Origin of the sequence: Kocuria salsicia, assembly GCF_007681555.1 — a bacterium.
GTDB lineage: Bacteria > Actinomycetota > Actinomycetes > Actinomycetales > Micrococcaceae > Kocuria > Kocuria salsicia.
Genome location: NZ_VELE01000001.1, coordinates 381,949 through 394,721, shown reverse-complemented (window position 1 = coordinate 394,721; position 12,773 = coordinate 381,949). Strand labels below are relative to the sequence as shown.

The 12,773-nt window shown below is 69.8% G+C and carries 11 protein-coding genes; 6 read left to right on the top strand and 5 right to left on the bottom strand.

Going from position 1 to position 12,773, the window contains the following annotated elements; translation table 11 throughout:
* Position 1: 1 nt before the first annotated feature.
* Together aroA and FS770_RS01700 are read right to left on the bottom strand one after the other, a co-directional pair.
* Positions 2 to 1,339 carry a 3-phosphoshikimate 1-carboxyvinyltransferase gene (gene aroA / locus FS770_RS01705; RefSeq protein WP_145009446.1) on the bottom strand — a complete coding sequence of 446 codons (1,338 nt, stop codon included), beginning with the start codon at positions 1,337 to 1,339 and terminating at the stop codon, positions 2 to 4.
* 13 nt (positions 1,340 to 1,352) lie between these two features.
* Positions 1,353 to 1,889 carry a DoxX family protein gene (locus FS770_RS01700; RefSeq protein WP_144942166.1) on the bottom strand — a complete coding sequence of 179 codons (537 nt, stop codon included), beginning with the start codon at positions 1,887 to 1,889 and terminating at the stop codon, positions 1,353 to 1,355.
* 209 nt (positions 1,890 to 2,098) lie between these two features.
* On the opposite strand from FS770_RS01700, the gene FS770_RS01695 reads away from it, so the two are divergent.
* Together FS770_RS01695 and rsrA are read left to right on the top strand one after the other, a co-directional pair.
* Positions 2,099 to 2,776 (top strand): sigma-70 family RNA polymerase sigma factor, encoded by a 678-nt coding sequence (locus FS770_RS01695; RefSeq protein ID WP_144942167.1) that lies wholly within the window; start codon positions 2,099 to 2,101, stop codon positions 2,774 to 2,776.
* A 4-nt stretch (positions 2,777 to 2,780) separates the two neighbouring features.
* A complete protein-coding gene (rsrA, locus tag FS770_RS01690) occupies positions 2,781 to 3,047 on the top strand; it encodes a mycothiol system anti-sigma-R factor (RefSeq protein WP_144942168.1) in 267 nt (88 codons plus the stop codon).
* Between the two features lie 83 nt (positions 3,048 to 3,130).
* On the opposite strand, the gene FS770_RS14265 is transcribed toward rsrA, so the two are convergent.
* From FS770_RS14265 to FS770_RS01675, 3 genes are all read right to left on the bottom strand, one after another.
* Positions 3,131 to 3,205 carry a 50S ribosomal protein bL37 gene (locus FS770_RS14265; protein ID WP_098054049.1) on the bottom strand — a complete coding sequence of 25 codons (75 nt, stop codon included), beginning with the start codon at positions 3,203 to 3,205 and terminating at the stop codon, positions 3,131 to 3,133.
* Positions 3,206 to 3,359: 154 nt separating this feature from the next.
* Positions 3,360 to 3,959, bottom strand: coding sequence for a GDSL-type esterase/lipase family protein (locus FS770_RS01680; RefSeq protein WP_055085455.1), 600 nt, complete (start codon positions 3,957 to 3,959; stop codon positions 3,360 to 3,362).
* Between the two features lie 168 nt (positions 3,960 to 4,127).
* A complete protein-coding gene (locus FS770_RS01675) occupies positions 4,128 to 8,069 on the bottom strand; it encodes a multifunctional oxoglutarate decarboxylase/oxoglutarate dehydrogenase thiamine pyrophosphate-binding subunit/dihydrolipoyllysine-residue succinyltransferase subunit (protein WP_145009441.1) in 3,942 nt (1,313 codons plus the stop codon).
* Between the two features lie 270 nt (positions 8,070 to 8,339).
* Between FS770_RS01675 and FS770_RS01670 the strand changes: the two genes are divergently transcribed.
* From FS770_RS01670 to FS770_RS01655, 4 genes are all read left to right on the top strand, one after another.
* On the top strand, positions 8,340 to 9,797 hold the full coding sequence (locus FS770_RS01670; RefSeq protein ID WP_145009438.1) for a GuaB1 family IMP dehydrogenase-related protein: 1,458 nt from the start codon (positions 8,340 to 8,342) through the stop codon (positions 9,795 to 9,797).
* 143 nt (positions 9,798 to 9,940) lie between these two features.
* Positions 9,941 to 10,918 (top strand): metal ABC transporter solute-binding protein, Zn/Mn family, encoded by a 978-nt coding sequence (locus FS770_RS01665; protein WP_145009435.1) that lies wholly within the window; start codon positions 9,941 to 9,943, stop codon positions 10,916 to 10,918.
* Positions 10,919 to 10,922: 4 nt separating this feature from the next.
* A complete protein-coding gene (locus FS770_RS01660; protein ID WP_145009432.1) occupies positions 10,923 to 11,807 on the top strand; it encodes a metal ABC transporter ATP-binding protein in 885 nt (294 codons plus the stop codon).
* A gap of 11 nt (positions 11,808 to 11,818) precedes the next feature.
* Entirely contained in the window at positions 11,819 to 12,772 is a 954-nt protein-coding gene (locus tag FS770_RS01655; RefSeq protein ID WP_145010319.1) for a metal ABC transporter permease, read from the top strand.
* Position 12,773 lies beyond the last annotated feature (1 nt).

Genomic DNA, 12,773 nt, shown 5'->3' with positions numbered 1-12,773 from the left:
TTCAGGCCTCCGAGCCGAGCGTCCGGGCCCACATCACCGGGAAGTCCGGCAGGGTCTTCGACGTGGTGGCGATGTCCTCGACCTCGATGCCCGGGACACGCAGCCCCAGGATCGCCCCGGCGGTGGCCATGCGGTGGTCGTGGTAGCTGTGGAACACGCCGCCGTGCAGGGGTGCGGGGGTGATGACCAGTCCGTCCGGCGTCTCCTGCACGTTCCCGCCCAGGGCGTTGAGCTCCGTGCTCAGCGCCGCGAGCCTGTCCGTCTCGTGCCCCCGCAGGTGGGCGATGCCCCGCAGCCGGGACGGCGTGGTGGCCAGCGCGCACAGCGCGGCCACGGTGGGGGCCAGTTCGCCGGCCTCGGAGAGGTTCAGGTCCACCCCGCTGATCTGCTGCGGACCGCTCACCGTGAAGGTGGTGCCATCCAGCTGGGCCTGCGCGCCGAACTGGGGCAGGATCTGCCGCCAGTGGTCGCCGCCCTGGGTGGTCTGCACAGGCCAGTCCGGGATGCTGACCGATCCACCGCTCACCACGGCGGCCGCCAGGAAGGGGCCGGCGTTGGAAAGGTCCGGTTCCACGGTGACGTCCATCCCTGTCACTGCTCCGGGGGTCACCCGCCACTCGGCGGGACCAGTGCGCTCGGCGTCCGCGCCGGCCTCGCGCAGCACCGCCACGGTCATGTCCACGTGGGGCAGGGACGGCACGCCCCCCGAGCCCTCGTGGCGCAGGACGAGGGGGGCGTCGAAGGCAACGGCCGCCAGCAGCAGGGCGGAGACGAACTGGGACGACCCGCTCGCGTCGATCGACACGGTTCCCCCGGCCACGGCTCCGGTTCCGAGGACGCGCAAGGGCAGCGTGCCCCGGCCGTCGTCCTCGACGCCCACTCCGAGCTCGCGCAGCCCCGCGACCACGGGACCCATGGGGCGGACGCGGGCTCCGGCGTCGCCGTCGAAGTCCACGGCCCCGTCACGCAGTGCTGCCAGCGGCGGGACGAAGCGCATGACCGTGCCGGCGAGACCGCAGTCCACCGCTACGGGCTCCTCGAGCGCGCGGCCCACCGGCATGGGGGTGACGCGCAGATCCGGGCCGAAGGGGCCGGGATCGGGGAGGGGGGTGACCACCGCGCCCAGCTGCTCGAGCGCGGCCACCATCAGGGCGCTGTCACGCGAGTGCAACGGCTTGCGCAGCACCGAGGGCCCGGAGGCCAGCGCCGCGAGCACCAGGTACCTGTTGGTCAGGGACTTGGACCCGGGGATCGCCACCGTGGCGGAGACGGGAGTGGCTCGCCAGGGTGCGGGCCAGTGCGGGCCTGGGGACTGCGGCAAGCCGTTGCTCGGCGTCACGTGGGTACGGCTCCTAGTTCGAGACGGCGTCCTGCACGGCCTTCTCGGCCTGCGCCAGCTTCTTCTTCGTGTCCTTGCCCACCTTCGCGGCGTTCTTGCGGACGTCGTCCGCGAGGTGGCTCGCGCGCCACGCCAGCGAGGGGTTGCCGGAGGTGTCCACGGCGGCGATCATCACGGCACCGAGCAGGGACACGTTCTTCAGCAGACCGGCACGGCGGGTGGCCTTGCCCTCGGCAGAGCCCGTGTCCGCGGAGCGGTACTGGGTGTAGCCGTTGAGCGCGGTGGTACCCAGCAGCACGGTGGCCGAGAGGCGGGGCAACTTGCTGATGGCCAGCAGGGACGCAGCGGTGACCTGCGCGGCGGCGACACCCTGGGCGACGACGGCGCGGTTGGCGGTCACGGGGCGCAGCTGGGGGACAGCGGACTCCACGGCCTTCAGCACGGGATCCAGCTGCTGGGCGGCCGCGGACGAATTGCGGAACGCATCAATGCCTCCGGCGATGTAGCCGGTGGCCAGCAGCGGGCGGGCGAGACGACGAACGATGCTCATGGTTCTCCTCCTAGCATCCCGGCACTTCCGGGAGGGCACACCGACCATCCTATCGGCCTGCGCCCGTGCCTCCCCGGGAATACCCGCGTGCGGACGGCGTGTTATGCCGAATGGACAGACGGCGCCGCGCCCACGGTGCCGTGCCGCGTACGAGCCACGGAATGGGGTGATCACTGCAGATGCCGGTCGCGACCCTAGACTTGGGAACGATGAACGATCAGCGAAGTCAAGACTCCCGCGCAGTGGACCACCCGGAGGAAGTGCCCGCCGGGGAGGAGTCCACGCAGCAGCGGCGCGAACGGTTCGAGCGCGACGCCATGCAGTACGTGGACCAGCTCTACGCCGCCGCGTTGCGCATGGCGCGCAACCCCTCCGATGCCGAGGACCTGGTGCAGGAGGCCTACACCAAGGCGTTCTCCGCGTTCCACCAGTACAAACCCGGGACCAACCTCAAGGCCTGGCTGTACCGGATCCTCACGAACACCTACATCAACCTGTACCGCAAGCGTCAGCGCGAACCCCGCCAGGCCAACACGGACGCGGTGGAGGACTGGCAGCTGCATCGAGCGGAGTCGCACACCTCCACAGGTCTGCGCTCTGCCGAGGTTGAGGCGCTGGACCACCTGCCGGACTCGGACGTCAAGCGGGCACTGCAGGAGCTGCCCGAGGAGTTCCGCCTGGCGGTCTACTTCTCCGACGTGGAGGGATTCGCGTACAAGGAGATCTCCGAGATCATGGACACGCCCATCGGCACCGTGATGTCCCGGTTGCACCGGGGGCGCAAGCTTTTGCGAGAGAAACTGGGCGACTACGCCCAGGAACGAGGATTTGACACGTCCAAAACCCGCAAGGGCAAGGACGGCGCACCAGCGAAGGATCGAGGCTGAAAACATGACCGACAAACCGTGCCACAACGGCTGCACGGACGAGCGCATCCGCAGGATCTACGAGTACCTGGACGGCGCGCTGACCACCGAGGACCTCGAAGAGATCCACGCGCACCTCACGGACTGCCCGGAGTGCGCGCGTGAGTACAACTTCGAGTGCATCATCCGCTCGGTCATGAAGCGTTCGTGCTGCGAGACGGCGCCCACGGAGCTCAAGCGCTCGATCCTCGAGCGGATCGACGCCCAGTGCCGGGAGCACCCGGTGGCCTGAACAGTCATCTGTTCCAACCCCGGACGTGCAGAACGCCCGTGACCATGACGGTCACGGGCGTTCTGTGGTTCGTGTGCAAGACCTCAGGAGTTGGGCCGCTTGCCGCGGTTTGCCGAGTTCTTACGACGATCCTTGCGCTTACGTCCACGCTTGCTCATGATGTACCTCCTGCAGTGATTGGCTGGGACATCGTCTGTCAGTATCTCACATCCTCGCGCCGGTGCGAGCCACCCGAGCAGGCCACGGTTGCGAGCGACCGGGGACAACGACCCGCGTCCGCGGAGTGCGTGTGCGTACCGGGTTCCGCTCGGGTCAGCGGGGCTCGGGCAGCTGCAGCCAGGAGTACCAGCCACGGTGCAGCACGAGCCACGCGATGAGGCCGTAGCCGGCCTGTCCCGGGTTGCCGTGGTTCGCGGCGAGGTCCTTGCGCCACTGCTCGTGGTGCTGCAGGGGGTTGAACGTGTCCACGTACACGTGGTTGCGGCGGGTGGTGACGTCCCCGTAGGCGGCGGAGAGGTCAGCGATCTTGCGGTTGCGCTGCGGGTCCAGCGTGGGGGGAGGCCCCACCACGAGCACCTTGACGTTGTTCTGGGTGGCCTGGTCCACGATGTTCGCCATGTTCAGGCGGGAGCGCGCGGACGTGATGCCTAGGTCGATGTCCAGCACGGAGGGCGCGATGACCAGGCGGTTGTCGCAGGCCGGGTCGAAGCGGCGTGCCGCTTCGTCGAACCAGCGCTCGTTGAGGGTCTCGCTGCCTTCGCCCGGCGCCGCGAGGTTGTACGCGTCCACCGGGACGACGTCGCGGGGGGTGCGGGCCATGACGCGGCCGAACCAGCCGAGCGCGCGGGGGTCGTCCACGCCGGCCAGCAGTTCGTCTCCCACGGCCACAATGCGGATCCTGCGTTGGTCCACTCTTCTACATCCTTCGGGTTGCCGCGCGGACCGGGGTGGCCGCGCTGTCGTCGATCCCCCGCTGCCACGGACTCGACCAGGCCGGGTGCGGAACAGCGGAGGATCCGTTCCGGTGCCCCGGCGTGCGGTGTGCCCCGGCCCGCAACCGGAGCGCACCGCACGGGGATCTCACTCGCCGCGGTCGAACGCCTGCTGCACGAGGGTCTCCAGCTCGGCGGCGTGGCGCTTGGCCGAGCCGTTCGCGGGGGAGGCGGAGGCAGGGCGCGAGGCCAGCGTGACGGGGCGGTCCAGCTGGGGCACCAGGTTCACGGCCATGAACGGCCACGCGCCCTGGTTGGCAGGCTCGTCCTGCGCCCAGATGATGCGCGCATCCGGGTAGCGGTCCAGCTGCGCCTTGATCTCGTCCGTGGGCAGCGGGTAGAGCTGCTCAACGCGCACGATCGCGGTGGAGTGGTCGTCCGACTTTTTCCGCTGGGCCGCGAGGTCGTAGTACAGGCGGCCGGAGACGAGGATCACGTCCGTGACCTTGGCGTCGTCGAACTCCGCGGCGTCCGGGATGACCGACTGGAAGTTGCCGCGCGTGAACTCCTCCACCGGGGAAGCGGCCGCCTTCAGGCGCAGCAGCTGCTTGGGGGTCGCCACGACCAGCGGACGGCGGGGACGGGAGTACGCCTGGCGCCGCAGCAGGTGGAAGTGGTTCGCCGGGGTGGAGGGCTGAGCCACGATCATGTTCTTCTCCGCGCACAGCGACAGGAAGCGCTCGATGCGGGCGGAGGAGTGGTCCGGGCCCTGGCCCTCGAAGCCGTGAGGCAGCAGCATGACCAGGTTGGAGCGCTGGCCCCACTTCTGCTCCGCGGAGGAGATGAACTCGTCCACGATCGTCTGCGCACCGTTGATGAAGTCGCCGAACTGGGCCTCCCACACAGTGAGCGCCTCGGGGCGCTCCACAGAGTAGCCGTACTCGAAGCCCAGCACGCCGTACTCGGAGAGCAGGGAGTTGTAGATCGAGAACCGTGCCTGGTCCGCAGAGAGGTTGTTCAGGGGCGTCCACTCCGCACCGTTCTCGGCATCGAAGAACACCGCGTGACGCTGGGTGAACGTGCCGCGGCGGACATCCTGGCCGGACATCCGTACCGGAACGCCGTCCATCACGAGGGAGCCGAAGGCCATGAGCTCGCCCATGCCCCAGTCGATGCCGCCCTCGAGAGTCATCTCCCGGCGCCTCTCCGCGAGCTTCTGCAGCTTGCGGTGCATGGTGAAGTTCTCGGGGAAGTCCACGTGGGCCTCGCCGATGCGGCGTGCGGTCTCCTCGGAGATGGCCGTGGTCTTGGGCACGGACACCCCGGAGTCCGCCTGCTGGGCGGAGGGGCGCTCGATGTTGGCGATCGCCGCGGCATCCCCGGTGACCAGGGGAACCGTGGAGTTCTGGGCTTCGTGCGTCTCCGCGAAGACCCGCTCGAGGCGCTCCTGGTAGTCCTTCAGTGCCCGGTCCGCCTCCTCTTGGTTGATGTCACCGCGGCCCACGAGGTTCTCGGTGTAGATCTTGCGGGTGGAGCGCTTGCCGTCGATCAGCGAGTACATCAGCGGCTGGGTCATCGAGGGGTCGTCGCCCTCGTTGTGGCCGCGGCGGCGGTAGCACACGAGGTCGACCACGACGTCGTGGTGGAAGCGCTGGCGGTACTCGAAGGCGAGCTGCGCCACGCGGGTCACGGCCTCGGGGTCGTCCGCGTTGACGTGGAAGATCGGTGCCTGCACCGTGCGGCCCACGTCCGTGGAGTAGGTGGAGGTGCGGCCCGCGGAGGGCGAGGTGGTGAAGCCCACCTGGTTGTTGACCACCACGTGGATGGTGCCGCCCACGTTGTAGGCGTCCAGCCCGGACATCTGCATGACCTCGTAGACGATGCCCTGCCCGGCCATGGCGGCGTCGCCGTGGACCTGGATGGGCAGCACGGGGAACTCGCCGTTGCCCTCGGGGCCGGCGCCCAGCACGTCCGTCTTGGCGCGGGCGATGCCCTCGATCACGGGATCCGCGGCCTCAAGGTGGGAGGGATTCGCGGCCAGGTAGACCTGGGTCTCGTTGCCGTTGTCGGAGGTGAAGACGCCCTCGGTGCCCAGGTGGTACTTCACGTCGCCGGAGCCCTCGGAGGCGCGCGGGTCCTGGCTGCCCTCGAACTCGCGGAAGACCTGGGCGTAGGACTTGCCCGCGATGTTGGTGAGCACGTTCAGGCGCCCGCGGTGGGCCATGGCGATGCCCACGCCCGCGAGGGAGGCGTCCGCGGCGTCGGAGATGATCGCGTCCAGCAGCGGGATCAGGGACTCGCCGCCCTCCAGGGAGAAGCGCTTCTGGCCCACGTACTTGGTCTGCAGGAAGGTCTCGAAGGCCTCCGCGGCGTTGAGACGCTCCAGGATGTGGAACTGCTCCTCACGGGCCGGCTTCTGGTAGTCCCGCTCGAGCTTGGACTGGAACCACTCGCGCTGCTCGGGCTCCTGGATGTGCATGTACTCCACACCCACGGTGCGGCAGTAGGCGTCCCGCAGCCGGCCGAGGATCACGCGCAGGGTGAGCAGGTTCTGGCCGCCGAAGCCGCCGGTGGGCCACTCGCGCTCGAGGTCCCACAGGGTGAGGCCGTAGGTGCGGATGTCCAGGTCCGGGTGCTTGCGCATCACGTACTCGAGCGGGTTGGTGTCCGCCATGAGGTGTCCACGCACGCGGTAGGCGTGGATCAGCTGCTGGATCCGCGCCACCTTGTTGATCTGGATCTCGGGGTTGACCTGGTTGTCAACGGCCCAGCGGACGGGCTCGTAGGGGATGCGCAGGGCCTCGAAGATGTGGTCGTAGAAGTCGTCCCCGCCCAGCAGGTAGTGCTCCACGAGCTTGAGGAACTCGCCGGAGCCGGCGCCCTGGATCACGCGGTGGTCGTAGGTGGAGGTCAAGGTGATGATCTTGGAGACCGCGTTGCGGGCGATCGTGCGGGGGGAAGCGCCCTTGTACTCGGCGGGGTAGTCGAGCGCGCCCACGCCGATGATGCACGCCTGGCCCTTGGACAGCCGCGGCACGGAGTGCACGGTGCCGATGCCGCCGGGGTTGGTCAGGGAGACGGTGGTCCCGGCGTAGTCGTCCATGGTGAGCGCCCCGTTGCGCCCGCGCTTGACGATGTCCTCGTAGGCGGTCCAGAACTGGAGGAACGACATCTCCTCGGCGCCCTTGACGTTGGGCACCACGAGGTTGCGGGAACCGTCCTTGTTGGGGATGTCGATCGCGATCCCGAAGTTTACGTGCGCCGGGTGGACGGCGGCGGGTTTTCCGTCCGAGTCGTCGTAGATCACGTTCATGGACGGGAAGTTGGACAGCGCACGAATGACGGCGTAGCCCACGAGGTGGGTGAAGGAGACCTTGCCGCCGCGGTTGCGGGCGAGGTGCGAGTTGATGACCAGGCGGTTGTCGATCAGCAGCTTGGCCGGCACGGCGCGCACGGTGGTGGCGGTGGGGACCGTGAGAGAGGCCTCCATGTTGGCGGCCACGGCCTTGGCGGGACCGCGCAGCTTGACCACGGTGTCCTCGGCCGGCTTCTCCTTGGCGGCCTTCGCGGACGCCTCGCCCTGGTGATCCTCCGGCTGTGCACGGATGGGGCGCTTGGTGCCGGAGGCCTCCGCGGCGTCGGCCTCGGTGTCCACGCCCGCGGGACGGCCCTTGGCCTTCGATCCGGTGGCGGCGGGAGCCGGGGACTTCGCGCGCTCGGGCGCGGCAGCGGCCTTGGGAGCGGACGCCGACGACGACGCCGCGGCGCCGGTCCCCGAGCTCTTCGCACCGGATGCCTGCGCGCCGGAGCTCTGAGTGGCGGAGTTCTGCTTGGGGGAGGCCTGCTTGCCGGAACCCTGCGCGCCGGAAGCCTGGTTGCTGGAGGCCGCGGGCTTCGCGTCCGAGTCGCTGCGACGGGAGGACGAGGCGACCTCTGAGGGCTTGTCGCCGCCGTCCATCTGCTCGAAGATGGGCCACCACTTCTTGTCCACCGAGTTCTTGTCCGCCTGGTACTTCTCAAACAGCTCGTCCACGAGCCATTCGTTGCCGGCGAATTCTTCAGGGATAAGGTGCTGCGGCTGCTCTGGCACGAGTGATACGCCTCTTCCGTAAGTGCTGTGTGTCCCGGGCGGCGAGCTGGTCCTCGTGGCCCGCTGGTGGCTCCCACGGAGCTTACCCGCCGTGGCTGACCTGCAGTGGCTTCGCGCTCGCAAAGCCGTGCCGACTTTCCAGTCTAGTAAGGCAGCTGGGCGCGTGCCACCCGTGACGGTGCGCTCCCGCACCGCACCCGGCACTAACCCGCAGCCCTGCCCGGCCCCGGCCCGCGCGGCCTCGGCGGGGACACCGTAGACTCCCGTGACGTGCGCTACCTCACGACTCCGACCACGGACCTCACCTACAACGACGTCTTCCTCGTGCCCTCCATGTCCCGGGTGACGTCCCGCTTCGACGTGGACCTCACGCCCGGCGACGGCACGGGGGCCACGATCCCGCTCGTCGCCGCGAACATGACCGCGGTGACGGGCCGCCGCATGGTCGAGACCATGGCGCGGCGCGGCGGCCTGGGCATCCTCCCGCAGGACGTCCCGCTGGACGTGATCGCCGAGGTCACGGCCTGGGTCAAGGACCGCTCCCCGCTCTACGAGACCCCCGTGGTGCTGCCCGGCACGAGCACCATCCACGACGCCCTGGGCATCATGCACAAGCGCCCGCACGGTGCCGTGCTCGTCACGGACGAGGAGGGCGGCTACGCGGGGGTCGTGCTGGACGCGGACTGCCGGGACGTGGACCGCTTCACGCAGCTGCGCGACCTCGCGCGGGCGGACGGACCCGTGCTTCAGGTCTCGGAGCTTCCCGCCACCTCGGACCCCGCCGCGCTGCGCGCCGCCTACGACACGCTCAGCGGCGCCCGCGTCCAGGCCGCACCCGTGCTGCGCGGACGCGAGGTGGTGGGGCTGCTGACGCGGCAGGGACTCGTGCGCTCCACCATCTACACGCCCGCGCTGGACATCTCCGGGCGGCTGCGTGTGGGCGCCGCGGTGGGCATCAACGGGGACGTCTCCGGCAAGGCGGCCAGGCTCCTCGCGGCCGGGGTGGACGTCCTCGTGGTGGACACCGCGCACGGACACCAGGTCAAGGCGCTCGAGGCACTGGCGGCCGTGCGCGCGCTGGACCCGCAGGTCCCCGTGGTTGCGGGCAACGTGGTCACCGCGGACGGCGTCCGGGACCTCGTCTCGGCCGGTGCGGACATCGTGAAGGTGGGGGTCGGACCCGGCGCCATGTGCACCACCCGCATGATGACGGCGGTCGGGCGCCCCCAGTTCTCGGCGGTCGTCGAGTGCGCGGAGGCCGCGGCGGACCTCGGCGCACACGTGTGGGCGGACGGCGGCGTCAAGCACCCGCGCGACGTCGCCCTCGCCCTCGCCGCCGGAGCAAGCCAGGTGATGGTGGGCTCCTGGTTCGCGGGAACGCACGAGAGCCCGGGGGAGATCAACGTGGACGCGAACGGTCGCGCCTACAAGGAGTCCTTCGGAATGGCCTCGGCCCGTGCGGTGCGCCACCGCACGGTCGGCGAGGACCGCTTCGCCCGCGCCCGCAAGGCCCTGTTCGAGGAGGGCATCTCCAACTCCACCATGTACCTGGACCCGCAGCGCCCCGGCGTGGAGGACCTGCTGGACCACATCACGTCCGGGGTGCGCAGCTCGATGACCTACGCGGGGGCCGCGAGCCTCGAGCAGTTCGCGGCGCGCGCCGTTGTCGGCGTCCAGTCGCAGTCCGGCTACGACGAGGGTCGCCCACGCTCGGAGTCTTGGACGTGAGGCGCGGGGCCATGTGCCGACGCGGGCGCGAGTGGGTGTTCTCATCTGGCCGCTAATTGAGAATTGTTCGTGATAAGCTCGCTCACGCTCACGTGCCACCGATTCTCACGGCCCCGGTCGGGATCGCGACGGGAAGGAACCCCATGACCCAAGGACGCACCACTCGCACCGGCGGGCGCACCGTGGCCGCCGTCGCGCTCGCCGCGTTGACGGGTCTGACACTCGTGGGGTGCGCGAACGGCTCCACCGGCGGATCGGACGAATCCTCCGACGGTGGGAAGATCCGCGTGGTCACCTCCACCACCGTGTACTCGGACCTCACCTCCCAGGTGGGAGGGGACAAGGTCGAAGCCACCCCAGTAATTGACTCGAGCGCCCAGGACCCGCACTCCTACGAGGCCACCACGCAGGACAGGCTGCGGGTGGGTGAGGCGGAGCTCGTGGTGGAGAACGGCGGCGGGTACGACGAGTTCCTCTCGGGCCTCACGTCCAAGGACCAGCGCGTGGTCGACGCCGTCGACGTCTCCGGGCTGCGGAGCGGGGACCAGACGCGGGAGGCCGAGGACCACTCCCACGCGGCCGAGGACGGCCACCACGACCACGGCGACTTCAACAAGCACGTGTGGTATGACCTTGAGAGCATGCAGAAGGTCGTGGACGCGATCGCTACGCAGCTCGGCGAGGTGGACCAGGAGAACAAGGACTACTACGCGGACAACGCCAAGCGGGTCTCCTCCGAGCTGGGAACGGTGCGGGACGAGGTCTCGAAGATCGGGGCCTCCGGCGGCTACGTGGCCACCGAACCGGTGCCCGGGTATCTTCTGGAGGACGCCGGTCTGCACGACGACACCCCCGCGGAGTTCACCGCCGCGATCGACTCCGAGTCGGACGCCTCCCCGGCCGTGTTCAGCAAGACCGTGGACCTGGTCAAGAGCGAGCACGTCTCGCTGCTGGCGTTCAACAAGCAGACCTCCACGGGCCAGACGGAAAAGCTGCGCACCGCCGCGCAGGACTCCGGGACGCCCGTGGTCGAGTTCACCGAGACCATCCCGGACGGCCAGAACTACCAGCAGTGGATGACGGAGAACACCCAGCACGTCGCCCAGGCACTCACGAAGTAGGACCATGCAGCCAGCCACACCACGCACCGGCCCCGCCGGGCCCGGACCGCAGAACGACGCGGCCGCACCGGCCACGGCGGCGGACGCCGCGCCCGCGATCAGCCTGCGGGACGCCGAGCTGGCGTTCGGGGACCGCGTCCTGTGGTCCGGGCTGAACCTCGACGTGGCACCGGGGGAGTACCTCGCCGTGCTCGGGGCCAACGGCACGGGCAAGACGAGCTTCCTGAAGGTGCTGCTGGGCCTGCTGCCCCTGACCTCCGGGACCGTGTCCGTGGCCGGAACCCGACCGCGCGTGGCTGCCGCCCACGTGGGCTATGTGCCCCAGCAGCGCGGCTTCCCCGCGCGGACCCCGCTGCGCGCCAAGGACCTCGTGGCCCAGGGCGTGGACGGGCACCGCTGGGGCGTCCGGCTGCACCCGCGGCGCGTGAACCGGCGCGTGGCCGAGCTCCTGGAGCGGGTGGGCGCCACGGAGTACGCGGACGCGCCCGTGGGACTGCTCTCCGGCGGTGAGCAGCAGCGGCTGCGCGTGGCCCAGGCGCTGGCGGCGGATCCCTCCGTGATGCTGTGCGACGAGGCCCTGCTTTCTCTGGACCTGCACCACCAGCACGTGGTCAGCGAGCTCGTCCACGAGCAGCGCGAGCGCCACGGCAGCACCGTCGTCTTCGTGACGCACGACGTGAACCCCATCATCGACCACGTGGACCGCATCCTGTACCTCGCCAACGGCTCGTTCCGGATCGGCACCCCGGACGAGGTGCTGCGTTCGGACGTGCTCTCGCAGCTCTACGGCACCGACATCGAGGTGCTGCGTAGCAACGGCCGGATCCTCGTGGCCGGACGCTCCGACAGCACCCACCACACCGACTCCCCGGAGGAGATCATCCCGTGATCCTGGCCGAGATCGACTGGAGCTCCTTCCTCAGCTCCGTGTTCGTCTTCGACGACTACGGCGAGCTGTTCGTGCTCGTGCGCAACTCCCTGTGGGCTGGCGCCGTGCTGGGGCTCGTGGGCGGCGTGGTGGGCACGTTCGTGATGATGCGCGACCTGGCCTTCGCGGTGCACGGGATCGCCGAGCTGTCCTTCGCGGGTGCGGCCGCCGCGCTGCTGATCGGCGCGGACGTGATCACCGGGTCCCTCGTGGGCTCCGTGCTCGCGGCGCTGATCATGGGCTTCACGGGCCTGCACGCCCGGGAGGGCAACTCGTTCGTGGGCGTGCTGATGCCCTTCGGCCTGGGCCTGGGCATCCTCTTCCTCTCGCTCTACGAGGGGCGCTCCTCCAACAAGTTCTCGCTGCTGACCGGGCAGATCGTCTCGGTGTCCTCGCTGCAGCTCACCTCTATGGTGGTGCTCTCGGTCCTGGTGCTCGCCGTGCTCGTGGCCGTGTGGCGGCCGCTGACATTTGCGAGCACCGACCCGTTCGTGGCCCGCGCCAAGGGTCTGCCCGTGCGCGGGCTCTCGATCCTGTTCATGGTCCTGCTGGGGGTCTCCGTGGCGCTGTCGGTGCAGATCGTGGGGGCGCTGCTCGTGCTCGCGCTGCTCATCACCCCGGCCGCCGCAGCCATGAACCTCACCTCGAGCCCCGGGCGCACCGTGGTGCTCTCCGTGCTCTTCGCGGAGCTGGCCATGGTGGGCGGGATCCTGCTGGCACTCGGGGGGAACATCCCGATCAGCCCCTACGTCACCACCATCTCGTTCGCCCTGTGGCTCGTCTCGCGCGTGGTGCGCGCCGTCCGTGAGCGCTCGGCCTCCTACCGTCGCGCGGTGACGGCAACGGCAACGACGACGACGCCGCGCGGCGCCGTGGCCGCGGACGGCACCGGGGCGGCCACGGCGTCGTCGACCCCGGCACCGTGAC